The following is a 22,202-nucleotide window of genomic DNA, read 5'->3' as shown; positions in this document are numbered from 1 at the left end:
AATCCCCGCGTTTCAATAGTCAGCAGTTGGCGACCGGGGCCGCCTTTTCAATTTCAGTGCGATGAAATTGGGTAAACCAGCGGTGAGCGTTGAAAGCCTTTGCGGGGACGAAGCGCGCATGAAGTGCAACTCACACGGTGGTGCCAGCTCTTATCAGAGCCAAACTTCTGGATCGTCCTGTTTGTCTGCGGATCGACTGGGCTGTTGCGGGAAGATCTGATCCACGCTGGCGTGCATGCTGACGGCGTGGCGAAGCTCCCCTTCATCCGGAGCATAATCCGTTTTCCAATCGAGACCGGGAGAGACGGTCTTCAGGATCACCTCAAGGTCCTTCAGGGATTGCCGGAGGAAGTCCAACCTCTGCAGGCTGCGCAGGCTTTCAGGGGGCAACGGCTCGGCTTCCAGAACTTCGGCGGCCAAGGTCGCTTCCAGCATGATGGAGACATCATGCAGGACCGAGATCTGTTCGCAGAGTACAGCAGCGAAGGCTTGGGCCGAGAGGCCCGCGCTCTCTTCGGTCGCGGCCTGCTCGTCCTTTCCGTGTCTGGTCGGATTCAGCATTACAATCTGCCAACCACCGCCTCGATACAGTTGCGCAGGTCGTTGGGATCAAATGGCTTTTTGAGGAAGTTGTTCATCCCGAGCTTGCGCCCCTGTTCGATGCTTTCCTTGTCGGCCTTGCCGGTGATCAGGATGAATCCAACGCCTTTGGTTTTCGGCCCTGCGCGCAGGTGTTGGAGCAGTTGCAGCCCATCCATGGCCGGCATATTGAAGTCGGAAATCACAAGGTGGACGGGGGCGGATGCCAGGGCCTTGAGCGCAGAGGGCCCATCGCTCGTGCTCGCGACGTTGCGGATCCCGAAGCCGTCCAGTGCCTGTGTGATCACGCCGCGGCTGGTCGACATGTCGTCCACGACCATGATCCTCAATTGGTCACGCAGTGCCATGTGCTGGGTCCTTTATCCTGTGGCGGTCGTGGCGATGGAGGGACCGGACCGATAGGCGGTCATCCCCATGGACGAGAACAATCCGTGGGCGGTTTCGGAGACCCGTTCGGAATGTCCGAGGAAGAGCCAGCCTTGCGGGCTGAGTGCGGCGTGGAAGCGCGGCCATAGGGCGGCCTGGGTCTGGGCGTCGAAGTATATGACGACATTCCGACAGAAGATCGCATCAAAGGGGTGGCGCATCGGCCATGGTCCGAGCAGGTTGAGCTGGCGCAGTGTGACAAGGTCGCGAACTGGTTTCGCGATCCGCACTGTGTCAGAGGATGGGCCGGGCTGGAGGTAGGCCCGTTGCAAGTCCTCGGGTATCCCGGTGCTTTGCTGACGGCTGTAGATCGCTTCCTGCGCCTTGGCGAGTATCGCTTCATCGATATCGGTCGCGAGGATTCTCAGATCATAGCGGGCGATGTCGGGCGCCGCGGTCAGCAGGCACATCGCGATGGAATAGGGCTCCTGACCGCTGGAACAACCCGCAGACCAGATCCGGATCCGTTCCCCGCGCCGGGCGCGGAGAAGAAGCGGCGGAAGGACCTGCTCGCGCAGGATGGTGAAATGATGTCCTTCCCGGAAGAAGTGGGAGACATTCGTGGTGAGCGCCGAGATCATGCTCTTGCGCTCGCCGTCGCCATCGCGCGAGGAGACGAGCTCTACGTAGTCATCGAAATTGGTAAACCCGATGGCGATCAGGCGCTTGCGCAGGCGCGACTGGACCATCGTCATCTTGCCAGCGGGCAGAACCAGACCGGCCTCTGCCTTGGCGATCGCCGCGATGGCCGAGAAGGCCCTGTCGCTCATCGTGGCGCCCACGTGTGCGTTGGAGGATGCGGTCGTCATGCCATCTCGTCGGAGGTGCGGGGGACGACGGAGCCGAGATCGAGCACCCGGATCATGCGATCGTCGATCACGGTCAAGGCGCGGACCACCGACATTTGCGGATCGGAGGCAATGTCCGGGGGCGGCTGCAGATCCTCTTCGGACATGGCGACGATGTCGGACACGGCATCCACCAGCAGCCCGGTGAGCGTTCCGTTCATCTTGACCACGATGATGACGTTGCGGTCATTGGTTTCCTGAGAGGGAAGGTTGAGGCGCCGCGCGAGATCCATCACCGGCAGGACGGTGCCGCGCAGGTTGATCACCCCGCGCATGTAATCCGGCGCGTGGGGCATGGGTGTTGTGCGGGTCCAGCCGCGGATTTCACGGACAGACATGATGTCGAGTGAATATTCCTGTTCCGCGACGCGGAAGGTGAGCAGTTCGAGCCCGCGGGGGGAGGCATCGCTCATGGGTCAAACTCCTTGGGTCAGGGCCAGTTCGGCACCGCGGAGCGGGCCTTCGGCGGCGATGATGTCGGCTGGGTCGAGGATCAGGGCGATCTGGCCATCCCCGAGAATGGTTGCGGCGGCGATGCCCGGGGCGCGGTAGAAGGAATCGTCCAGCCCCTTGATGACCACCTGCCGCTGGTCGTGGATCGCGTCGATCACGAGGGCCGCGCGGCTGCCATCGTCGAGAGAGATAAGCAGGACGATGGCCCCTTCATGGCGGTCCCTCGCGGGCCGGTAGCCCAGCATGACGCCCAGGTCATAGAGCGGGACGAAGCCGCCGCGGACGCGCACCACGAAGGCGCCGGGGCGCAGCATCTGCACATCCTCGGGGCCGAGAGAGAGGGTTTCCACCACGACATTGAGCGGAAGGACAAGCGTTTCGCCCGCCACGTTCACCACCATGCCGTCGAGGACGGCGAGGGTCAGGGGCAGGCTGATGGAAAAGGTCGTGCCGCGGCCCCGTTCGGAATGGATCGAGATGCGCCCGCCGAGGGACTGGATCGAGGTTTTCACCACGTCCATGCCCACGCCCCGTCCGGACAGGCTCGACACCTGGCTGGCAGTGGAGAAGCCGGGCAGGAACAGGAGGTTGTCGATCTCGTTGTCGCTGAGGGGCAGGTCGGGCGGGACGAGGCCCTTGGTGATGGCGACCTGATGCACCTTCTTGCGGTCGATCCCGCCGCCGTCATCCGAGACCTCGATGACGACCCGGCCGGAGCGGTGCGCGGCGGTCAGGTGGACGGTGCCCTGGGGCGGTTTGCCGGCCTTGCCGCGATCCTCGGGGGATTCGAGCCCATGGTCCACGGAGTTTCGGATCATGTGGGTCAGGGGATCGGCCAGCCGTTCGATGACAGTCTTGTCCACCTCGGTCGATTCCCCCTCGGTGATCAGGCGCACGTCCTTTTTGACCGCGGCGGAGCTTTCGCGCACGATCCGGGACATCCTCTGGAAGAGGGATTTCACCGGCTGCGCGCGGATCATCATCACAGAGTCCTGGATGTCACGCGTCAGGCGTTGGAATTCCTCGAGCCCGTTCATGGCGTCGGAATGGGGGGAGAGGCCGGCCTCGCCAAGGCTCTGGGAGAGCATGGCCTGGTTGATCACCAATTCGCCAACGAGATTCACGAGGCGCTCGATCCGTTCGAGATCGACGCGGACCACGGACTTGGCGCCGCCGTCCTTCGATTTGCGCGGTGCGGCCTCTGCGGTGTCGTCGGGAAACGGTGGCGCTGCTGCGGCGGCCGGTTCGGGCGGTTCCGGGGCGGGATCGGTCGCGGCCGTCGGGGCGGCGGTTGGTTCCGGGGGGCGCGCGATCTCGGCGGTGACGCTTGGGCCCAGGGGCGGCAGGCTCTCGCTTTCGAGGGCGGCACCGGGGCGCTGGATCGACAGTTCGCAGAGCCCGTCGACGAATTCGAATACCTCGCGGATCTCCGCCTCGTCGCAGGTGCTTTGAAGGGTGATCGTCCAACTGAGGTAGGGCGTTTCGGGGGCGAGGCTTTCGAGCGGGGGCAGGTCGGTGAGGTCGCATGTCACTGTCGCCTCGCCGAGCGCGCAGAGGTTGCGGATCAGCATCTGCGGCTCATTACCGGTATCGAAGAGCTCTGCCTCTGGCTTGAAGCGCACGATCCAGCTGTCCGCGGGGGGCTCCTCGGCCTCGGGCGCCTCCTCCACGTCGGAGAGGTCGCCGAGATCGGGCAGGTCGAGCGTGAGGGAGACGCCGAGGGGTTCGAAATCTTCGGGGCGCACTTCCTCGTCGGAGACGTCGCCAAGAAGGGCCTCGAGGCTGGTGAGCAGGCGGTCACTTTCGGCCACCGGCATCGGCAGGTCATCGCGGGAGGCGCGGACCAGATCCGAGAGATGGTCCGCCGCGGCGAAGAAGAGTTTGTGCGCCTCGCTGTCGGCCTCCAGCCGGTGGGCGCGTACCTCGTCCAGAACGGTTTCGTAGCGATGGGCGAAGCGGACCAGCTCCTCCAGCCCGAAGGCCCCGGCGCCACCCTTGATGGAGTGGACCGCGCGGAAGACGACATTGATCGTCTCGGGATCCTCGCTGCCTTCGTCCATTTCCTGAAGCCCGTCCTGCAGGCTTTCGAGAAGCTCCTCGCATTCGATGAAGAAGGAGGCCTTGATCTCGGCCATCGGATCGTTGTGATCGGTCATCCGCCCCTCCTATCCCGCGACCATCTGCAGGGCCTTGACCAGCTTGGTCGGATCGAAGGGTTTGACGATCCAGCCGGTGGCCCCGGCGTTGCGGGCCCGCATCTTCATTTCGGGCGCGCTTTCCGTGGTCAGCACGAGGATCGGCACCCCGCGGCGCCGTTCCTGCGCGCGCACCGCGTCGATGAAGCCGAACCCGTCCATGCGCGGCATGTTGATGTCGGTGATGATCGCGTCGGGCTCGATCCCGTCGAGCACCTCGAGCCCGTCCACGCCGTCTTCGGCCACGTGAACGGTGAAGCCTGCGGGGAGCAGGGCCATGCGGATCATGTCGCGCATGGTGCGGCTGTCGTCGACGGCCAGAACGGTCAGACTCACGGCTTGCCCTCCGCGATGGTTTCCGGGGTGAAGCCCATGTAACGCGCCTGTTCGAGGACTCGGTCGCTCATCTGGATGAGGCGGAATCCGCGTCCGGCCGCATGGGCGGAGGTGGCCGCCGCCAGCAGGACCTGCAGGCAGAGGGCGCCGAGATGGGCCACGGGGCCCGCGTCGATCACGATGTCCCCGGTGTCGGAGAGGCGGCTGCGCAGGTCCTCGGCCAACTGGCCGGCGGCGGCCACGTCAAGCCGCGCGGGCAGGGTCATGTTCACTGTCATCTGGGGGGCTCCCCCCGGCGCTTCTGGCAGGGCATCGACCGGCCATCCCCTTGCTGCGTTCCGTCCCCGTGGTTCTAGGGGGCGGTCCGTTAAGACGGGGTTACGCAGTCAGAGGAATTCGCGCTGTCCGCGCGGCGGGCCGTCAGCCGTTCAGCAGGCAGAGCGCGGTGCCACGCAACGGCAGGTCCGGGTCGTCCAGCAGCACGACGGGCGTCGCCTCGAGCAGTGCATGATAGGGGTGGTCTTGCAGAAATGCCTCGCGGAAAGAAGGGCTTGAGAGCTCTTCCTGAAGTCCGGTGGCAACGCTTCCGACAAGGTAGATGCCGCCGGTCGGGCGGTGGATCATGGCGAGATCGGCCAGCACCCGGGCGATGATCACGGTGGCGAGGCTGCGCGTCGCACGGGCCGCGTCATCACTGCCGCGGGCAATGTCAGGTGCGCTGCGCGCCCCGCAGCCGCAGAACCGGCCAAGGGATTCGAGGCCCCGCCCGGAGAGCAGATCCTCGACCACCGGCAGGCGGCCGGTCTCGGCCCGGAGATGATCGCGCAGGGGCGCCTCGCCGGGTTCGAAGGCCATGCGGAAGAAGCCGGCCTCGGCCGCGGGCACACGGGGCCCGCCGGGGCCGGGATACCAGGGCGCGATGTTGAACCCGGTGCCGATGTTGACGGCGAGGCGGGGGCCTGCGGGATCGGGCTGGCCGGGGTGCAGCACGGTCCCCGCAGGCGGCGCGGCGAGCGCATGGCCGACGGCCTGCAGGTCGTTCAGCAGAACCACCCGGTCGAGGCCCGGCAGGGCAAGGCGCAGGTTGTCGGCGGTGATCGTCCAGGGGTGGTTCGTCAGGGTGACGCTGTCGCCCGCGACCGGACCGGCGGCGGCAAAGCACAGTGCCTCGGGCTGCCACGGGCCGGTCGCGGCGAGGAGGCTTTCGAGGCTGGGGAAATCGGCGTTGCGGTGGCGCGTGACCGGCCCGAGGCGCGGCCAGGCCTCGCCGGGCAGAGGCGGGGCAGCAGGGGCCAGACGGGTGTTGGTCCCGCCGATGTCGGCAAGCAGATAGGGGTAGTCCATGGGCCTCTCCTCCGGTCGTGGCGGCAGAGTAGACCGGGCGTGCGGCAGGGGAAAGGGCGCGGTTGAAGCGCCGTGTCAGCGGTGGCTGGGCCGGGCCGGGGCAGGGTGGCCGGAGGGCCGGGCGGCAGGAAAAAGGGGCCCCGAAGGGCCCCGGACGTGGTGGGGTGCGTTATGGGCCCGGCTCAGGCGCGCCGACGGCGGCGTCCGCCGCGGCCTGCGCCTGCGGCGGCACTGGCCTTGGCGGCCTCGGGGAAGGTGGCGCCTTCCTTCACCGCATCCAGAATTCGCGAGAAGGCGATCCATTCGGCGCCGTGGGGGTCATGGTTCATCAGCAGGTTGGCGGCCTTGATCGCCTCCATCTCCACCTGCCGCACGGGGTTCATGATCGCCGAGGTCATGCCCGCGCCGATCGCCATCGGCAGGAAGGCGGCGTTGATGCCATGCCGGTTGGGCAGCCCGAAGGAGATGTTGGAGGCGCCGCAGGTGGTGTTCACGCCCAGTTCCTCGCGCAGGCGCCGGACGAGGGCAAAGACCTGCTGACCGGCGGTGGCCATGGCGCCCACGGGCATCACCAGCGGATCGACGACGATGTCATGGGCGGGAATGCCGAAGTCCGCGGCCCGTTCGACGATCTTCTTCGCCACGGCAAAGCGCACGTCCGGGTCCTCGGAGATGCCGGTGTCGTCGTTGGAGATCGCCACCACGGGGACGTTGTATTTCTTCACCAGCGGCAGGACGAGCTCCAGCCGCTCTTCCTCGCCGGTGACGGAGTTCAGCAGCGGGCGGCCCTCGGCGGCGGCAAGACCGGCCTCCAGCGCGGCGGGGACGGAGCTGTCGATGCACAGCGGCACATCCACGAGGCCCTGCACCAGCTCGATCACCTTGGTCATCAGCGGCGGTTCGGTCTCGTTCGGGTTGGGGTTGGAGTTGTAGACAACACCCGCGTTCACATCGAGCACCATGGCCCCGCAGGCCACCTGCTCCAGCGCGTCCTTCTCGACGGTGGAGAAGTCGCCCGCCTCCAGTTCAGCGGCGAGCTTCTTGCGCCCGGTGGGGTTGATCCGCTCGCCGATCACGCAGAAGGGCTCGTCGAAGCCGATGGTGACGGTCTTGGTCTTGGACTCCAGTACGGTCCGGGTCATGCGTGCGCTCCTCTCGTTATCCCCAGCAAGACGTCCAGCCCGGGGTCTGTGTAATCGGTGATGACATGGGTTGCGCCCTTGGCGCGTAAGGTCTCGGGCGACAGGCCCGTGGCCAGCCCCACGACGGTACAGCCCGCGGCCCGCGCGGCGGCAAGGCCCGAGGGGCTGTCCTCGAAGGCAAGAGCCCGGGCGGGATCGGCCCCGAGGCGGCGGGCGGCGGTGAGGTAGACATCCGGGGCGGGCTTGGGCGCGGCCACCTGATCGGCGCAGACCACGACCTCGAAGCGAGCGCGCAGGCCGATGGCCTCCAGCATCGCCTCGGCATTCTCCTGCGCGGCATTGGTGGCGACGGCCACGGGCAGGCCCGCTGCCGCGGCCCGGTCCAGCAGGGTGGTGAGGCCGGGCAGGGGCGTCGCGCCCTCCTGCGCCAGCAGCCGGCGGAAGCGGGCCTCCTTCTCCACGTCCCACCAGGCGGCATCCTCCCCGGGCAGCAGCGCGGCGAAAGTCTCCAGATTGTGGCGGCCGTGGATATGCGCGGCATAGAAGGCGTCGTCCACCACGCGGCCCGAGGGCGCGAGGATCTCGGCAAAGACCCGGCGGTGCAGCGGATCGCTGTGCAGCAGCGTCCCGTCCAGATCGAAGAGCAGGGCCGAGACCATGTCACGCCCTCCCCGAAGGCGGGGCCGTCAGCGCGCCCGCTGGCAGGTGGTCTGGGTCATGCCGCCCGAAAAGGTGTTCGGCGCGTTGTAGTACATGAAGGACGGGTCCTGCTGCGGCATCACCTCGATCGAGAAGGCGGAGTGGTTCTGCGGCACAAGCTGGATGGTGACCATCCCGGTCGTGGGATTGGCCAGCCAGCGGCCGTAGCCCTGCAACTGGTAGAACCCCGAGGAGGTCTGCTTGTAGAGGATCGACCCCTGACCGGCGAGGCTGCCGTCCGGGTTGAGCTGGTAGACCACGTCCATCAGGACGACGACGGATTCCATGATGCAGCGCCAGACCCCCACGGGGCTGAAGGACTGGGCGGTTGCAGCGGAGGGAAGGCAGGCCGTCAGCGCGGCCGCGAGAAGAATGGGACGAAACATGAGCGCTAAAATCCGGTGGTGTGAAAACACCGCCAGTGTAGCGCAGGGCGGGCCGTTGTCCCAAAGCCCGATCACGCGCGTGCGGGGAGGCAGCAGCGCTCTGCCTGTCGCGCAGGCAGAGCGCCCGGCTGGCGATGCGCCCGCGCCCCGTCATCTGCGCCCGCGATCGCCCTGCCGCGCGGTCGCCGGGCCGGAGAGCTGTGCGTTGGCAAAATCGGCACAGGTCCTGATCCCGCCAAGCGGGAAGAGGTGGACCTGTTCGATCAGCGCGCCCCGGCCCGCGGCCTGTCCGGCGGCGAGATCGGCCAGAACCTCGGTCGGCTCGTAGGGCAGCATCAGCTTGGTCACGTCCATCGCCCGTTTCTGGAGCACCTTCAGCGAGGGGCCGACACCGCAGGCGATGGCGAACTTGATCAGCGTCTGCAGCTTGGCCGGGCCCGCGATGCCCAGGTGGATCGGCAGGGTGATGCCCTCGGCCGCCAACCGGTCGGCCCAGCCGAGGATCGGTGCGGCCTCGAAGGCGAATTGCGTCGCCATGGCCATCTGCGCATCGGTCCGTTCGCTGAAGGCCTGCTTCCAGCGCAGCGCCTCCATCACCGCGCGGTCGCCGCCCGAGGGGTCGATGTCCCTGTTGCCTTCTGGGTGGCCCGCCACGTGCAGGTGAGTGAAGCCATGGGCGTCGAAGAGCCCGGTTTCCAGCAGCTGCATCGAACTGTCGAAGGTGCCGTGCGGCTGCGCGACGCCCCCGGCCAGCAGCAGCGCCTGCCGGACCCCGGCCTCGCCCTGGTACCGCTTGATCCACTCGGCCAGCGTCGCCTTGTCCTTGATGATCCGTGCCGGGAAATGCGGCATCACCGGGAAGCCGTCCTCTGCCAGCCGTTTCGCCGTCGCCACCATCTCCTCGATGGGCGTGCCCTCGATATGGGCGATGTAGACCCGGGTGCCCTCGGGCAGCAGCGCGCGGAAATCCTCCACCTTGGCGGCGGTGCGCGGCATGACCTCGATCGAATAGCCCGCCAGCACGGAGGAGAGATCCGCCGGCCCGTCCGATCCGCCCTTGCGGCGGGTGAAGTTCAGCAAAGCCATCACGGCCTCCCTTATGCCCCGGGCGCTCAGGCCCATCCGTCCTTCTCGATCAGCGCCTTCAGCCGGCCCTGGTCATACTCGGCCTCGATCCGCGCGGCCTCTGCCGCGGCGATCTCGGCGGCGTCGCCCTCCACCGGGTAGGGCGCGGCCTTGCGCCATTCGGCGAGGTAGGCATCGGTCTCGGCGGCACCGGCCTTCATGGCGGCGCGGTCGATCGCCTGTTCGAAGCGTTCGGCCAGCACCTGCTTGGTGCCGCGACGGCCCTTGCCCACGATCACCTGCGCGGGGATGTCCCTCCAGTAGACGATGGTGACCTCGGGCATGGCGATTCCTCTCTCCGGTTCTTCAGTCCTACGCGACGTCAGGCACGGCCCCCGGGCCATTTTCGACATGACAGGGCCCACCCGCGACCTGCGCGATGTCGCTGCCGGGATCATGCCCCCCGCAACCGCCGGCTGTCACCTCCCGCCAGTCCCACGCGTCCGGGCCGCCCCCATCCACTGTTCGCAAATATCCTCGGGGGGAATTGGCCCCGCGAGGGGCCAAGGGGGGCAGACAGCCCCCCGCCACGACCCACCGTGACGCGCCACGGCCCGCCGAAAGCGCGACCGCCGGAACCCCACCTCTTTGCCTTGCCCCCGGATGCGCCACCCCGGCCCATGCCCCTGACCAAATCCGCGCCGTCCCCCCTCGCATCACGGACACGGGATGTGTCACCGCTTGCACGCGCACCCCGGAACGTCTACCTTGAGAGCAACACGATATGGAGGGCGCAACCATGGCGCCCAGGCGTCCGAATAGCGCGGGCGCGTTCCCGAAACCGGTAGAGAGCCCCGCGCCAAACCCGCCCGATCCGGCGGAGCTGTATGCTGCGCTGGACCTGGGGACCAACTCTTGCCGCATGCTGATTGCCCAGCCGAAGGGCTCTCAGTTTCATGTGGTCGACAGCTTCTCGAAATCGGTGCAGCTCGGCACCGGTCTGGAGAGTTCTGGGCAATTGTCCCGGGCGTCCATGGGGCGCACGGTGCAGGCGCTCCGGGTCTGTCAGCAGAAGCTCAAGCGCCACAAGGTGGAACGCATGCGGCTGGTGGCCACCGAGGCCTGCCGCCGCGCCTGCAACGCGCGCAAGTTCATCAAGAACGTCGAACGGGAAACCGGCCTCAGGCTCGAGATCATCGAGCCCGAGGAGGAAGCCCGCCTCGCCGTGATCTCCTGCGCGCCGCTGGTCTCCACCAAGACCGAGCAGTTGCTGGTGGTCGACATCGGCGGCGGCTCGACCGAGCTGGTCTGGATCGACCTCACCTCCGTACCCGCCCGCGAACGCCCCCGGGCGATCATGCGGCTGCACGCGGGCTTCCACCCGCCGCAGAGCCCGTTCCCGGCGGCCAAGGTGGTGGACTGGATCTCGGTTCCCCTCGGCGTGGCCACGCTGCGCGATCAGTTCCGGGACGTGCAGGACGATGCCGCGCGCTTCGCGCTGATGTCGTGGTACTTCGAGGAAAGCCTCGCCGAGTTCGCGCCCTACAAGGATGAACAGACCCGCGAAGGCTTCCAGATCGTCGGCACCTCCGGCACGGTGACCACGGTGGCGGCCAGCTATCTCGGGCTGAAGCGCTATGACCGGACCAAGGTCGACGGGCTGCGCATGACCTCGGACCAGATCGACAAGGTGATCCGCTCCTATCTCGACATGGGCCCCGAAGGCCGCCGCCGCGATCCCCGGATCGGGCAGGACCGGCAGGCGCTGATCATGTCGGGCGCGGCGATCCTGCAGGCGCTGCTGCGCTGCTGGCCGACGGACCGGCTCTCGGTCGCGGACCGGGGCCTGCGCGAGGGGCTGCTCTATGCCCAGATGAGCGCCGATGGCGTGCTGGAGGATGGCCCGTTCTGAAACGGCGCGGGGCGCGGCGGCTCTGGCGCTTTGTCCCGTTGGACCCCGCCCGTCGGCGTGGCGCGGGGTGTCGAACGAGACCCGGTGCGGGGTCTGATCTGCAGGACGTACCCGGGCCTGCGCGCCACTCAGCCCGCCAACCGCCTCTGCAAACGCATTGGGAGGTTTTGACTCTCCCGCAAATGTGGTGTTCTAGGCGGGGTCCGGGTGGGGGCGCTGCCCCCGCGTGCCAAGGCACGCTCCCCCGGAGGTATTTGTGGAAAGATGAAGGGGCGGTCCAGTGGCCAAGAAACCCGGTGGAAGCAAGTCAGGTGCCGGCGGGGCCGGTAAGGCCGGCGGCAAGAAGCCCACGGGCAAGAACACCTCGGGGCGCGGGCAGCGCGACCTGACGGTGCAGGTGAAGACCGCCCGTGGCCGTTCGCTTTCCTCGACCCGCTGGTTGCAGCGCCAGCTGAACGATCCCTACGTGCGCCGCGCGCAGGCCGAGGGCTATCGCGGCCGCGCGGCCTTCAAGATCATGGAGCTGGACGACAAGTTCCGCTTCCTCGTGCCCGGGGCCCGCGTGGTCGACCTCGGCTGCGCGCCCGGCGGCTGGATCCAGGTGGCGGTGCCCCGGATCAACGCCCTTGGCGAGAAGAAGGGCAAGGCCATCGGCACGATCATCGGCGTCGACCTGCAGGAGGTGGAGCCGATCCCCGGGGCCGAGGTCTACCAACTCGACTTCATGGAGGACGATGCGGACCTGAAGGTGAAGGAGTGGCTCGGCGGCAAGGCAGACGTGGTCATGTCCGACATGGCGGCCTCCTCCTCGGGCCACAAGCAGACCGATCACCTGCGGATCATCGCGCTCTGCGAGACGGCGGCCTATTTCGCCTTCGACGTGCTGGAGGTGGGCGGCACCTTCGTGGCCAAGGTCCTCGCCGGCGGTGCGGAGGGCGAGTTGCAGAAGCTGCTGAAGCAGAAGTTCGACAAGGTCGCCAACGTCAAGCCGCCCTCGTCGCGCTCGGACAGCTCGGAGAAATTCGTGGTCGCCACCGGCTATCGCGGAAACGGGTCCGAGGCGGAGTAACCCTCAGGCCCGGCGCCACGGCAGGCGGGGGAGCCGCGCCGCGAGGCCCGGACGCGGGGATGTCTGGGTGGGCGTCTCGGGCAGGGCGGGCTGCAAGGTGGCGGCCGCTGCACGGGCCCAATCCGCAAGCGAGGCGCCCATCGGCGGCTGACCGGCGGCGCGCAGCCGCTCCTGCATCATCTTCTGGGCCATATTCTGAGCCGGATAGGGATCGTCCTGATCGCCCGTGATCAGCGTGTCTCGCGACAGGTCCGTCTGGCGCAGGTATTCGAACAGGCGCTGATGGCGCACTGTTGCATCGTCCGTGGACGGCCGGATGGTGTGGGGCGGTGTCATGGCAGCAGGTCCCTCTGCATCTGTTTTACCATCGCTAAGATGTTTCGATGGCAGAAAAAGAGCGTTGCCCGTCCGGAAATGAGGCTCTTTCGCGACCTGTCGGGCGCTTTCCGGGCCGTCGCGGGGCAGGGCCGGCGTTTACGCTATGGAAAGCCCGTGCTGCCACGATGCCCCGCATCCATGCAGCAGGGAGACAGACGTGAACATCGAGGACAGGATTCGCCCTTGGACCGCGGCGGAAAAGGCGACCGGGGCCGAAGTGCGCCGCGCGATCGAGGGCCAGTTGCGGGAGGTGCTGCTGAAGGCCTACCGGGTGGTCGATCCCGCGCTCACCACCTTGCCGGATGCGCTGTGGCGCGATGAACAGGCGAAGTTCGCGCATATCTCCACCGGGGATTTCTCTCCCGCCTATTTCACCCTGCAGCGCGGGCTGGCGCGCGACATTGCCGCCCGGGTGGATTTCCCGACCTATCTGGCGGGCTACGCCCATTACGCGGGCAACCTCATGGTGGCGCTCTCCGCCGCCGAGGGACGCGGGGCGCTCTCTCCCGCGTTGATCCAGTCGCTGATGAACTCGATCTTTGCCGATGTGGCGGTGGCCATGCACCACTTCTTCGAGGCAGAGGCGGAGGAGGACCGCCGCGCGATGGATGTGCTGGGGCAGGCGTTGCAGGCGCTCGCCCGCGGGGATCTCACGCATCGCGTCGGAGAGGAGGCACCGGCCAAGATCGCCCGCGCCCGGGAGGATTTCAACACCGCCACCGAGACGCTGCACGCCGCGCTGACAGAGATTGTCGAGGCCTCGGCCGAGGTGCAGGGGGCGACGGATCATATTGCCGGCGCGGTGGAGGCCATGTCCCGCCGCACCGAACAGCAGGCCGCGGCGCTCGGCCGCTCCGCCACCGAACTGGAGGGCGTGTCGGAGACGCTTGCGCAGACCAACGAAAGCGGCCGCACCGCCGCCACCGCGGCAGGCGAGGCGCGGGCGATGGTCACCGGCTCGGCCGATCAGATGAGCGAGACCCGCGGCGCCATGGCCGAGATCGCCTCGTCCTCGCGCGAGATCCGCCAGATCGTCTCGGTCATCGACACGATCGCGATGCAGACCAACCTGCTGGCGCTGAATGCGGGGGTCGAAGCGGCGCGCGCAGGCGAGGCGGGGCGCGGCTTCGCCGTCGTGGCGACGGAGGTGCGCAGCCTGGCGCAACGCTCCGCCGAGGCGGCCAAGAACATCCGCACCCTGATGGACGACAGTGCGGCCCATGTGGATCGGGGGGAGGCTCTGGTGAACCGCACCAGCGAAGACCTCATCGTGACCCGGGACAAGGTGCTGGAGATCGACCGCCTGCTGGAAGAGATTTCCCGCATGACGGAGCAGCAGGCCAGCGGGGTGCGGCAGGTTAACAAGGGTGTGTCGGATACCGGCGCCCTGACCCAGCAGAACGCCGCCATGGGCGAGGAGACGGCCGCAGAGGCCGCGACCCTGCGGGACAACGTGATGCGGCTCAACGCGCTGATCGGCCAGTTCACGCTGGCAGGGCATCGCCGGCGGTCGGCGCCCGCACCGGCACGAGCAAGGGCGGGTTAGGGCCGGGCAGGCGGTCTGGCGCTGCTTCGGCGTTGCCAAGGCGGACACCTGCGAACCTGCGCGTGCGGACCGCGGGGTGGGAGGCCTATGCTGGCGGCGCGCGCAGGGATCGCCATGGGGGCGGGTTGCGGCGTCGGCAGCGCGGCGCATCACGGCGGGGCGATTGGCGATGTCAGGCAAGTGCGCCAGAACATGAACGCGGGGGCCGCGGCTGGCGACCTTCGCGTCTTGCATCATATGGCGGGGGTAATGCGTTGATCCGAGAGGAAAACTTCGGACCAACACCCAGGGACGGCTCTTCCCCCTAAGGGGAAGTGGCGGAGAGACAGGGATTCGAACCCTGGGTACCCTTGCGAGTACAACGGTTTTCGAAACCGTCCCGTTCGACCACTCCGGCACCTCTCCGCGGGGGTCGTGGGGGGCGATCTACACAGGTCAGCTCACGGGCGCAAGAGGTGATTTGCATTGCCGTGACGTAGAAAAGTCCTACGCTTGCCGCATCACGCCATCCGGACCCTCCGCGGGGGCCGGAAAGGTCTGCGCAATACCGCGACCCTGACAGGAGCCCTCCATGCGTCCGAACCCCCTTTCTTTCCGTTCTTTCCGGCCTCTGGCGCTGCTGCAGATCTGCCTTTTGGCGGTGCCTCTGCTGGCCGCGCATCCGGTGCGTGCCGCGGATGAAGCCCGGGTCAAAGACTTCCTTAAGGTCACCGGTTTCGACGTCTCGCTGGAGAGCATCAAGCAGTCCGCCGAACAGGCGCCGCGAATGCTGGGCGTCGAGGCGGATGACTTCGGCGCCAGCTGGCAGGTGCTGGTGGACGAGGTCTTCGACGTGCCCCTCATGCAGCAGATGGGGACCGAGATTCTCGTGGCGGCACTGGATGACGAGGCCCTCGACTATGCCGAGGCCTTCTATGGCTCCGACCTGGGCAAGCGCCTCGTGGAGGCCGAAAACGACTCCCACCTGCGCGAGTCGGACGACAAGTATTCCGAGGGGCAGGCGCTCGTCGAAGGTTACGGCGAAACCGATCCGGAGCGAATCGAGATCATCCGCCGGATGATGGAGGCTATCGGCTCGGTCGATACCTCTGTGCGCGCGTTGCAGACGGTCGAGCTGCGCTTCATTCTGGCGGCGCAAGCAGCAGGCGTCATCACGCTGCGCATCGACGAGGAGCAGCTGCGCGACGTGCAGCGCAAGAACGCCCCGGAAATCGCCAAGTCGATCGAGAGCTCATCGCTCGCGGCCTCGGCGGCCACCTACAAGGATTTCACGGACGGCGAACTCGACACCTATGCAGAGGCGCTGGAACATCCTTTGATGCAGCGGGTTTATGAACTGATGAATGCCGTTCAGTTCGAAATCATGGCCAACCGCTTCGAGGCGCTGGCCAAGGAAATGCGGGGCCTCGCCCCTGCGCAGGATCTCTGATGACACCCAGCAAGCTCGTCCTTTCTCTCGGCCTCGCCCTCTCTTCCGCGATCGGTGCGGCCCCGGCTGTCGCCCAGCAACTGCCGCAAGCGGCTCAGGAGACGGCACAGGCGGTCGCGCCCATGCCCGGCCCGCAGGAGAGACTGTTCGAGCTGACGGGTATGCCCGAGACCCTCGAGATCATGCGCGAGGAACTCCTCGCGTTGACTCGCGACCTGGCCGAGACGCATCTGGACGGGCGTCCGGGGCCGGGCTGGACCACGGCGGTCGAAGAGATCACCGCGCCCAAGGCGCTGGAGACGACGCTGCGCACCGCCTTCGAGGCCGATCTCGCGGGGGTGGAGCTGACGCCGATCCTCAACTTCTACGACAGCGCGGTGGGCCGGCAGGTGGTCACCCTCGAAACCGAGGCGCGGCGCTCCTTCCTCGACGCCGCCGTCGAGGATGCGGCCAGCCAGGCGGTCGCGGGGGGCACGGCGCTGCCCGAGGGCCAGATGGCGCTGATCGACCGCTACATCGAGGTGAACGACCTCGTGGCCTACAACGTCATGGGGGCGATGAACTCGAACTACCAGTTCTACCGCGGTCTGGCCGATGGCGGTGTGCTACAGATGTCCGAGGACGAGATGGTCAACGACGTCTGGGACCGCGAGGCGGAGACGACGCAGGAAAGCAGCACCTGGCTGCGGGCCTTCCTTGCCACCGCCTATGCGCCCCTCGCGGAAGAGGACCTGCGCACGCTGGTGGAGCTGTCGGAAACCGATCCGGGCCAGCGTCTGAACCGGGCGTTCTTTGCCGGGTTCAACGCGGTCTACGAAGAGGTCTACCACGCGCTCGGCCTCGCCGTGGCGAGCGAGGCGGCCTCGGAAGAGCTCTGATCGCCAAGGGAGGCGGGCAGGGGAAACCTGCCCGTGAGCCATGCGCTTGCAGGGCGCGGCCCGCGGAGATACCTTGCACGCAGGGCATAGGGCGCGCGATCCGCCAATGCCCGAAACTTCCCTTGACTTCACGGTACAACCGATAGATAAGCCCGCAACCCGGCAGGCCCAGCTTGTTCCGGGCACCTATTAATGATGTTCAACGACGTCCGTAAGGACGCGCAGTCCACCGGCGACCGAAACGGTCCGAACGCCTGAAGGGTCATGATCCCGAAGGGGCCACGAGACGCGGTGAAAAAAGGAAGACGCTTATGTTCGCGGTTCTGAAAACCGGCGGCAAGCAGTACAAGGTCCAGTCGGGCGACCTTCTGCGTGTCGAAAAGCTGGCCGCTGCGGCCGGTGAAAAAGTCCAATTCAACGACATCCTCATGCTGGGCGGCGACAACACCGTTCTCGGCGCGCCCCTCGTGGCTGGCGCAGCCGTTCAGGCAGAGGTGATCGACCAGATCAAAGGCGAAAAGACGATCAAGTTCGTCAAGCGCCGTCGTAAGCACTCGTCCAAGCGGACCCGCGGCCACCGTCAGCAGCTGACCCTGCTCCGCGTGACCGAGATCCTCGCCGAAGGCGGCGACGCATCGGGCGTGAAAGCAGCCATCGGCGCGGGCTCGGTTTCGGGCGCAGCTGTCGAGGCCGCCGCACCGGCGCCGAAAAAAGCTGCCGCCAAGGTTGAAAAAGCCGAGGGCGCAGACGATCTGAAGAAGCTCTCGGGCGTTGGCCCGGCGCTTGAGAAGAAACTGCTCGCTGCTGGCATCACCAGCTTCGCGCAGATCGCTGCCTGGACCGAAGCCGATATTGCCAAGTTCGACGAAGAACTGTCGTTCAAAGGCCGTATCGAGCGTGAAGGCTGGGTTGATCAGGCCAAAGAACTGTCCAAGTAAGGTATAGAAGGAGACCACCGAGATGGCACACAAAAAAGCTGGCGGTTCCTCCCGCAACGGTCGCGACTCTGCCGGCCGCCGCCTTGGCATCAAGAAGTTCGGCGGCGAAGCCGTCATCCCCGGCAACATCATCGCGCGTCAGCGCGGCACCAAGTGGTGGCCGGGTGAAGGCGTCGGCATGGGCAAGGATCACACGATCTTCGCCACGGTCGAAGGCGCTGTGAAGTTCCGCTCCGGCCTCAAGGGCCGCACCTTCATTTCGGTTCTGCCAGTGGCGGAGGCCGCTGAGTAAGCCGATCTTAAGGTTTGAGACAGAACAGGGGATCGGCGGTAACGCCCGGTCCCCTTTTCCCTTTTCGGGGCCGTGGCCTGACGCATGACGCAGGCTGGAGGAGACAGCCCATGATGATGCACGACAAGATCGTTCGGCAAAGCAACCTGAAGCCACGGGACCTGCCCGTGATCGAGGCGGAGACCTTTGTTCTGCGCCCCCTGCGCCTGTCGGACATGGGTCTGATCGAGCATTACACCAAGGACGAGCGCGTGGCGCGCAACACCCGCAAGGTGCCGCACCCGCTGCCGCCGACCGCGACCGAAGCCTTCATTCGCCGGGCACTGACCACCGATCAGGAGGGCAATGTCTGGACCATCGACGCCGCCGCCCATGGCGGGGCCGAGGTCATGGGCCTGATCACGCTGCGCCCCGCGGATGCGGATGGCGAGGCGGGCATTCCCGACACCGGCGCCAGTGAACAGGCCGAGGTGCATTTCTGGGTCGGCCCGGCGTTCTGGAACAGCGGCATTGCCACTGCCGCCCTGAACGCGCTGATCGCGGCGAACCCGGGCGGGCACCGGACGTATTTCGCCTCGGTCTTTCAGGACAACCCCGCCTCGGCGCGGGTTCTGACCAACTGCGGTTTCGCCTATATCGGTGATGCCGAGTCGTATTCTGTAGCCCGCGCCGCCAAGGTGGCGACCTGGACCTACAGCCGCAAACTGGATTGAACCGCCACACGGCCTGAAACTGGCCTCGGCGGCAGGAGAGAGACATGAAGTTCCTCGATCTCGCCAAGGTCTATATTCGCTCGGGTTCGGGCGGATCGGGCTGCATCAGCTTCCGGCGGGAGAAGTTCATCGAATACGGCGGCCCCGATGGCGGGGACGGCGGCAACGGCGGTAACGTCTGGGTCGAGGCCGTGGACGGCCTCAACACGCTGATCGACTTCCGCTATCAACAGCACTTCTTCGCCGACAACGGTCAGGGCGGCATGGGCCGTCTCAAGACCGGCTATACCGGCGATGACATCGTGCTGCGCGTGCCCGTGGGCACCGAGGTGCTGGAAGAAGACGGCGAGACCGTCATCGCCGACATGGTCGAACTGGGCCAGCGGGTGCTGCTGGCCAAGGGCGGCAACGGCGGCTTCGGCAACGCCTACTTCAAGTCGGCCACCAACCAGGCACCGCGCCGCGCCAACCCCGGCCAGCCGGGGGTGGAGCGCACGATCTGGCTGCGGCTCAAGCTGATCGCGGATGTGGGTCTGCTGGGTCTGCCGAACGCGGGCAAGTCGACCTTCCTCGCCGCCACCTCCAACGCACGTCCCAAGATCGCGGATTACCCCTTCACCACGCTGCACCCGAACCTCGGGGTGGTGGGGATCGACGGGGCGGAATTCGTCGTGGCCGATATTCCCGGCCTGATCGAGGGCGCCAGCGAAGGCCGGGGTCTGGGCGATCTCTTCCTCGGCCACGTGGAACGCTGCGCGGTGCTGCTGCACCTCGTGGACGGCACGTCCGGCACGCTGGTGGAGGACTACAAGACCATCGTGAACGAGGTCGAAACCTACGGTGGCGTTCTGGCCGAAAAGCCCCGCCTCACGGTGCTGAACAAGATCGACGCCCTGGACGACGAAGAGCGCGAGTTCCTCAAGGAGGAAGTCGAGGCGGCCGTCGGCGGGCCCGTCATGCTGATGTCCGGTGTCTCGCGCGAGGGGGTGGACGATGTGCTGCGCGCCCTGCGCAAGGAAATCTCGGCCGACCGGCTGCGCATGAAGCAGACGGAGGACGAGGAGGACGCGCCTTGGCAACCCTGAGCGCGGCACGGCGTATCGTCATCAAGATCGGCTCGGCGCTGCTGGTGGATCGCACCACCGGCCAGCTGCGGGCCGATTGGCTGGCCGGTTTGGCCGAAGACGTGGCGATGCTCAAGGCCCGGGGCGCGGATGTGATCCTTGTCTCCTCGGGCTCCATCGCCCTTGGCCGGGGCGTGCTGAACCTCGGGCTTGGCGCGCTCGCACTGGAGCAGAGCCAGGCCGCCGCTGCCGTGGGGCAGGTGGGCCTTGCCGCCGCCTATGAGCGGGTGCTGACGCCGCACCAGATCAAGATCGCGCAGGTGCTGGTCACGCTGGAGGACAGCGAGAACAGGCGCCGTTACCTCAACTCCCGCGCCACGCTGGAAACGCTGCTGAGCTTCGGCGTCGTGCCCATCGTGAACGAGAACGACACGATCGCCACGGATGAAATCCGCTATGGCGACAACGATCGTCTGGCGGCGCAGGTCGCCGTGACCGTGGGGGCGGATCAGCTGATCCTGCTGTCTGACGTGGACGGCTTCTATTCCGCCAACCCGCAGCAGGACCCCACCGCGCATCGCTACGAGGTGATCGAGGAGATCACGCCCGAGATCGAGGCGATGGCGGGCGATGCGGGCTCGGGCCTTTCCAAGGGCGGCATGAAGACCAAGCTGATGGCGGCCAAGACCGCCACCAACGCGGGCTGCGCCATGGCGATCACCGAGGGCTCTGTCCTGCGTCCGTTGCAGGCGCTGGAGCAGGGTGCCAACGCCACCTGGTTCACCGCGCAGGAAGACCCGCAGGCGGCCCGCAAGCGCTGGATCGCGGCCATGAGCCCCAAGGGCGCCGTGCATCTCGACGCAGGCGCCGTGCGCGCCATGGGCCGGGGCAAGTCGCTGTTGCCTGCCGGCGTGACACTGGTCACCGGCCAGTTCGGCCGCGGCGATCCCGTGGCGCTGCTGGCCCCTGACGGGGCGATGCTGGGCCTCGGCCTGACGCGCTACACGATCGAGGAGGCCCGCGCGCTTGCCGGTCACCGCTCGGACGAGATCGAGGCGTTGCTGGGCTATCCCGGCCGCGCAGCGCTTGTGCATCGTGACGATATGGTCGTGACGGCGCACCACCTTCACCTTGATGAAACTGCTTGAGAAAGGCCCGTGATATGAAGGACTTGGAGAACATTCCTGCCCTTATGGACGAGATCGGCCAGGCTGCCCGCAAGGCGTCCGCGATCCTCGCCACGGCCCCAGCAGAGACCAAGCGCCGCGCGCTCGAGGCCGCCGCCGACGCGGTCTGGTCGCGCCGCAAGGAGATCATCGAGGCCAACGCGCAGGACCTCGACTACGGTCGTGACAAGGGCCTGAGCCCCGCGATGATGGACCGGCTGATGCTGGACGAGGCGCGGATCAAGGGCATCTGCGACGGCCTCCGCTCGGTCGCGGCGCAGGCCGATCCGGTGGGCGCCGTGCTGGCGGAGTGGGACCAGCCTTCGGGCCTGCACATCCGCCGCGTGCGCACGCCGCTTGGCGTCATCGGCGTGATCTACGAAAGCCGCCCGAACGTGACCGCCGATGCAGGCGCGCTCTGCCTCAAGGCGGGCAATGCGGTGATCCTGCGCGGCGGCTCCGAGAGCTTCCATTCCTCCTCGGCCATCCATGCCTGCCTCGTCGAGGGGCTGCGCGTGGCGGGCCTGCCCGAAGCGGCGATCCAGCTGGTGCCGACCCGCGACCGCGCCGCCGTGCAGGCGATGCTGCAGGCGGTCGAGCATATCGACGTGATCGTGCCGCGCGGCGGCAAGGGCCTCGTCGGGCTGGTGCAGCGCGAGGCGCGGGTGCCGGTCTTTGCCCACCTCGAGGGGATCGTGCACATCTACCTCGACAAGGCCGCCGACCCGCAGAAGGCGCTGGACGTGGTGATCAACGCCAAGACCCGGCGCACCGGCATCTGTGGCGCGGCCGAATGCCTGCTGATCCACCGCGACGTGGTGGACACCATCGGGCAGGGCGTCGTGCGGGCGCTGCTGGACCTCGGCGTCGAGGTGCGCGGCGATGCGACGTTGCAGAAGATCGAGGGCGTGGTGCCCGCGACCGAGGAGGATTGGGGCAAGGAATACCTCGACAGCATCCTCGCCGCGCGGGTGGTGGAGGACCTCGACGAGGCGCTCGACTACATCCGCACGCATCACTCGGCCCATACCGACGCGATCCTGACCGAGGACGACGCGGCGGCGGCACGGTTCTTCAACGAGCTCGACAGTGCGATCCTGATCCGCAATGCCTCGACCCAGTTCGCCGATGGTGGCGAGTTCGGGATGGGCGCGGAGATCGGCATCGCCACCGGCAAGATGCATGCCCGCGGCCCGATCGGGGCGGAGCAGCTGACGAGCTTCAAGTATCTCGTCGAGGGCAATGGGACCGTGCGGAAGTAACGCTGCGGTTTGCTGGAGATCGAGAGGGCCGTCCCGAGGGGCGGCCCTTTCTGTTTTTGGC

Annotated in this window: 25 protein-coding genes and 1 tRNA gene; 11 read left to right on the top strand and 15 right to left on the bottom strand. The window is 67.1% G+C overall.

Annotated features, from left to right (window positions below):
- Window positions 1-153: 153 nt before the first annotated feature.
- The 13 genes from LCM32_RS14980 to LCM32_RS14920 form a co-directional block, all read right to left on the bottom strand.
- Window positions 154-561, bottom strand: a complete 408-nt coding sequence (locus LCM32_RS14980) for a hypothetical protein (protein WP_224821887.1) — start codon at window positions 559-561, stop codon at window positions 154-156.
- Window positions 561-947: a response regulator gene (locus LCM32_RS14975; RefSeq protein WP_224821886.1), complete on the bottom strand. Its 387-nt coding sequence runs from the start codon at window positions 945-947 to the stop codon at window positions 561-563. Before LCM32_RS14975 ends, LCM32_RS14980 begins: the two co-directional genes overlap by 1 nt.
- 12 nt (window positions 948-959) lie before the next feature.
- Window positions 960-1,835: a CheR family methyltransferase gene (locus LCM32_RS14970; RefSeq protein WP_224821885.1), complete on the bottom strand. Its 876-nt coding sequence runs from the start codon at window positions 1,833-1,835 to the stop codon at window positions 960-962.
- Window positions 1,832-2,287, bottom strand: coding sequence for a chemotaxis protein CheW (locus LCM32_RS14965; protein WP_224821884.1), 456 nt, complete (start codon window positions 2,285-2,287; stop codon window positions 1,832-1,834). Before LCM32_RS14965 ends, LCM32_RS14970 begins: the two co-directional genes overlap by 4 nt.
- Before the next feature lie 3 nt (window positions 2,288-2,290).
- A complete protein-coding gene (locus LCM32_RS14960; RefSeq protein WP_224821883.1) occupies window positions 2,291-4,483 on the bottom strand; it encodes a chemotaxis protein CheA in 2,193 nt (730 codons plus the stop codon).
- A 9-nt stretch (window positions 4,484-4,492) separates the two neighbouring features.
- A complete protein-coding gene (locus LCM32_RS14955) occupies window positions 4,493-4,858 on the bottom strand; it encodes a response regulator (protein WP_224821882.1) in 366 nt (121 codons plus the stop codon).
- Window positions 4,855-5,136, bottom strand: coding sequence for an STAS domain-containing protein (locus tag LCM32_RS14950; RefSeq protein ID WP_224821881.1), 282 nt, complete (start codon window positions 5,134-5,136; stop codon window positions 4,855-4,857). Before LCM32_RS14950 ends, LCM32_RS14955 begins: the two co-directional genes overlap by 4 nt.
- Before the next feature lie 142 nt (window positions 5,137-5,278).
- On the bottom strand, window positions 5,279-6,202 hold the full coding sequence (locus tag LCM32_RS14945) for a glucokinase (RefSeq protein ID WP_224821880.1): 924 nt from the start codon (window positions 6,200-6,202) through the stop codon (window positions 5,279-5,281).
- Window positions 6,203-6,384: 182 nt separating this feature from the next.
- Window positions 6,385-7,344, bottom strand: a complete 960-nt coding sequence (locus LCM32_RS14940) for a methyltetrahydrofolate cobalamin methyltransferase (RefSeq protein WP_224821879.1) — start codon at window positions 7,342-7,344, stop codon at window positions 6,385-6,387.
- Entirely contained in the window at window positions 7,341-8,003 is a 663-nt protein-coding gene (locus LCM32_RS14935; protein WP_224821878.1) for an HAD family hydrolase, read from the bottom strand. Before LCM32_RS14935 ends, LCM32_RS14940 begins: the two co-directional genes overlap by 4 nt.
- Before the next feature lie 27 nt (window positions 8,004-8,030).
- Window positions 8,031-8,429, bottom strand: a complete 399-nt coding sequence (locus LCM32_RS14930; protein WP_224821877.1) for a hypothetical protein — start codon at window positions 8,427-8,429, stop codon at window positions 8,031-8,033.
- A 150-nt stretch (window positions 8,430-8,579) separates the two neighbouring features.
- Window positions 8,580-9,515, bottom strand: coding sequence for a methylenetetrahydrofolate reductase (locus tag LCM32_RS14925; protein WP_224821876.1), 936 nt, complete (start codon window positions 9,513-9,515; stop codon window positions 8,580-8,582).
- A gap of 26 nt (window positions 9,516-9,541) precedes the next feature.
- Entirely contained in the window at window positions 9,542-9,838 is a 297-nt protein-coding gene (locus tag LCM32_RS14920) for a virulence factor (protein WP_224821875.1), read from the bottom strand.
- A 455-nt stretch (window positions 9,839-10,293) separates the two neighbouring features.
- On the opposite strand from LCM32_RS14920, the gene LCM32_RS14915 reads away from it, so the two are divergent.
- Both LCM32_RS14915 and LCM32_RS14910 read left to right on the top strand, forming a co-directional pair.
- On the top strand, window positions 10,294-11,406 hold the full coding sequence (locus tag LCM32_RS14915; RefSeq protein ID WP_224821874.1) for a Ppx/GppA phosphatase family protein: 1,113 nt from the start codon (window positions 10,294-10,296) through the stop codon (window positions 11,404-11,406).
- Window positions 11,407-11,686: 280 nt separating this feature from the next.
- On the top strand, window positions 11,687-12,475 hold the full coding sequence (locus LCM32_RS14910) for an RlmE family RNA methyltransferase (protein ID WP_412070690.1): 789 nt from the start codon (window positions 11,687-11,689) through the stop codon (window positions 12,473-12,475).
- A gap of 3 nt (window positions 12,476-12,478) precedes the next feature.
- Here LCM32_RS14910 and LCM32_RS14905 read toward each other — a convergent pair whose 3' ends face one another.
- Window positions 12,479-12,811 carry a hypothetical protein gene (locus LCM32_RS14905; RefSeq protein ID WP_224821873.1) on the bottom strand — a complete coding sequence of 111 codons (333 nt, stop codon included), beginning with the start codon at window positions 12,809-12,811 and terminating at the stop codon, window positions 12,479-12,481.
- A 199-nt stretch (window positions 12,812-13,010) separates the two neighbouring features.
- On the opposite strand from LCM32_RS14905, the gene LCM32_RS22110 reads away from it, so the two are divergent.
- On the top strand, window positions 13,011-14,399 hold the full coding sequence (locus tag LCM32_RS22110) for a methyl-accepting chemotaxis protein (protein WP_224821872.1): 1,389 nt from the start codon (window positions 13,011-13,013) through the stop codon (window positions 14,397-14,399).
- Between the two features lie 315 nt (window positions 14,400-14,714).
- On the opposite strand, the gene LCM32_RS14895 is transcribed toward LCM32_RS22110, so the two are convergent.
- Window positions 14,715-14,804: transfer RNA gene (locus LCM32_RS14895), tRNA-Ser, on the bottom strand.
- Between the two features lie 166 nt (window positions 14,805-14,970).
- Here LCM32_RS14895 and LCM32_RS14890 point away from each other — a divergent pair.
- From LCM32_RS14890 to LCM32_RS14855, 8 genes are all read left to right on the top strand, one after another.
- Window positions 14,971-15,828 carry a DUF2059 domain-containing protein gene (locus LCM32_RS14890; protein WP_224821871.1) on the top strand — a complete coding sequence of 286 codons (858 nt, stop codon included), beginning with the start codon at window positions 14,971-14,973 and terminating at the stop codon, window positions 15,826-15,828.
- The gene (locus LCM32_RS14885; protein ID WP_224821870.1) at window positions 15,828-16,706 is read left to right on the top strand and encodes a DUF2059 domain-containing protein; all 879 of its coding nucleotides are present in this window, start codon (window positions 15,828-15,830) and stop codon (window positions 16,704-16,706) included. Before LCM32_RS14890 ends, LCM32_RS14885 begins: the two co-directional genes overlap by 1 nt.
- Window positions 16,707-17,017: 311 nt before the next feature.
- The gene (locus LCM32_RS14880; RefSeq protein ID WP_224821869.1) at window positions 17,018-17,644 is read left to right on the top strand and encodes a 50S ribosomal protein L21; all 627 of its coding nucleotides are present in this window, start codon (window positions 17,018-17,020) and stop codon (window positions 17,642-17,644) included.
- Window positions 17,645-17,666: 22 nt separating this feature from the next.
- Complete coding sequence (gene rpmA, locus LCM32_RS14875; protein WP_224821868.1) at window positions 17,667-17,936, top strand: 50S ribosomal protein L27; 270 nt, start codon at window positions 17,667-17,669, stop codon at window positions 17,934-17,936.
- A gap of 113 nt (window positions 17,937-18,049) precedes the next feature.
- The gene (locus tag LCM32_RS14870; RefSeq protein ID WP_412070691.1) at window positions 18,050-18,649 is read left to right on the top strand and encodes a GNAT family N-acetyltransferase; all 600 of its coding nucleotides are present in this window, start codon (window positions 18,050-18,052) and stop codon (window positions 18,647-18,649) included.
- A 44-nt stretch (window positions 18,650-18,693) separates the two neighbouring features.
- Window positions 18,694-19,734 (top strand): GTPase ObgE, encoded by a 1,041-nt coding sequence (gene obgE, locus LCM32_RS14865; RefSeq protein WP_224821867.1) that lies wholly within the window; start codon window positions 18,694-18,696, stop codon window positions 19,732-19,734.
- Entirely contained in the window at window positions 19,722-20,861 is a 1,140-nt protein-coding gene (gene proB, locus LCM32_RS14860; RefSeq protein WP_224821866.1) for a glutamate 5-kinase, read from the top strand. The genes obgE and proB overlap by 13 nt, the downstream gene beginning before the upstream one ends.
- A gap of 14 nt (window positions 20,862-20,875) precedes the next feature.
- Window positions 20,876-22,141 (top strand): glutamate-5-semialdehyde dehydrogenase, encoded by a 1,266-nt coding sequence (locus tag LCM32_RS14855; protein ID WP_224821865.1) that lies wholly within the window; start codon window positions 20,876-20,878, stop codon window positions 22,139-22,141.
- Window positions 22,142-22,202 lie beyond the last annotated feature (61 nt).

It is taken from the genome of Pseudooceanicola nanhaiensis, from assembly GCF_020171315.1.
In the GTDB taxonomy this organism is placed as follows: domain Bacteria; phylum Pseudomonadota; class Alphaproteobacteria; order Rhodobacterales; family Rhodobacteraceae; genus Pseudooceanicola; species Pseudooceanicola nanhaiensis_A.
The sequence above is the reverse complement of the archived record's forward strand: the minus strand, read 5'-3'. Positions and strand labels throughout refer to the sequence as shown.

Excerpts from the sequence above, each read along its gene's own strand:
- LCM32_RS14980 (WP_224821887.1), bottom strand. The coding sequence starts at position 561 with ATGCTGAATCCGACCAGACACGGAAAGGACGAGCAGGCCGCGACCGAA.
- LCM32_RS14920 (WP_224821875.1), bottom strand. The coding sequence starts at position 9,838 with ATGCCCGAGGTCACCATCGTCTACTGGAGGGACATCCCCGCGCAGGTG.
- LCM32_RS14880 (WP_224821869.1), top strand. The coding sequence starts at position 17,018 with ATGTTCGCGGTTCTGAAAACCGGCGGCAAGCAGTACAAGGTCCAGTCG.
- rpmA (WP_224821868.1), top strand. The coding sequence starts at position 17,667 with ATGGCACACAAAAAAGCTGGCGGTTCCTCCCGCAACGGTCGCGACTCT.
- LCM32_RS14855 (WP_224821865.1), top strand. The coding sequence starts at position 20,876 with ATGAAGGACTTGGAGAACATTCCTGCCCTTATGGACGAGATCGGCCAG.
- LCM32_RS14945 (WP_224821880.1), bottom strand. The coding sequence starts at position 6,202 with ATGGACTACCCCTATCTGCTTGCCGACATCGGCGGGACCAACACCCGT.
- LCM32_RS14950 (WP_224821881.1), bottom strand. The coding sequence starts at position 5,136 with ATGACAGTGAACATGACCCTGCCCGCGCGGCTTGACGTGGCCGCCGCC.
- LCM32_RS14905 (WP_224821873.1), bottom strand. The coding sequence starts at position 12,811 with ATGACACCGCCCCACACCATCCGGCCGTCCACGGACGATGCAACAGTG.
- LCM32_RS14970 (WP_224821885.1), bottom strand. The coding sequence starts at position 1,835 with ATGACGACCGCATCCTCCAACGCACACGTGGGCGCCACGATGAGCGAC.
- LCM32_RS14930 (WP_224821877.1), bottom strand. The coding sequence starts at position 8,429 with ATGTTTCGTCCCATTCTTCTCGCGGCCGCGCTGACGGCCTGCCTTCCC.
- LCM32_RS14885 (WP_224821870.1), top strand. The coding sequence starts at position 15,828 with ATGACACCCAGCAAGCTCGTCCTTTCTCTCGGCCTCGCCCTCTCTTCC.
- LCM32_RS14890 (WP_224821871.1), top strand. The coding sequence starts at position 14,971 with ATGCGTCCGAACCCCCTTTCTTTCCGTTCTTTCCGGCCTCTGGCGCTG.
- LCM32_RS14935 (WP_224821878.1), bottom strand. The coding sequence starts at position 8,003 with ATGGTCTCGGCCCTGCTCTTCGATCTGGACGGGACGCTGCTGCACAGC.
- LCM32_RS14975 (WP_224821886.1), bottom strand. The coding sequence starts at position 947 with ATGGCACTGCGTGACCAATTGAGGATCATGGTCGTGGACGACATGTCG.
- LCM32_RS14870 (WP_412070691.1), top strand. The coding sequence starts at position 18,050 with ATGATGCACGACAAGATCGTTCGGCAAAGCAACCTGAAGCCACGGGAC.
- LCM32_RS14965 (WP_224821884.1), bottom strand. The coding sequence starts at position 2,287 with ATGAGCGATGCCTCCCCCCGCGGGCTCGAACTGCTCACCTTCCGCGTC.
- obgE (WP_224821867.1), top strand. The coding sequence starts at position 18,694 with ATGAAGTTCCTCGATCTCGCCAAGGTCTATATTCGCTCGGGTTCGGGC.
- LCM32_RS14960 (WP_224821883.1), bottom strand. The coding sequence starts at position 4,483 with ATGACCGATCACAACGATCCGATGGCCGAGATCAAGGCCTCCTTCTTC.
- LCM32_RS14915 (WP_224821874.1), top strand. The coding sequence starts at position 10,294 with ATGGCGCCCAGGCGTCCGAATAGCGCGGGCGCGTTCCCGAAACCGGTA.
- LCM32_RS14940 (WP_224821879.1), bottom strand. The coding sequence starts at position 7,344 with ATGACCCGGACCGTACTGGAGTCCAAGACCAAGACCGTCACCATCGGC.
- LCM32_RS14925 (WP_224821876.1), bottom strand. The coding sequence starts at position 9,515 with ATGGCTTTGCTGAACTTCACCCGCCGCAAGGGCGGATCGGACGGGCCG.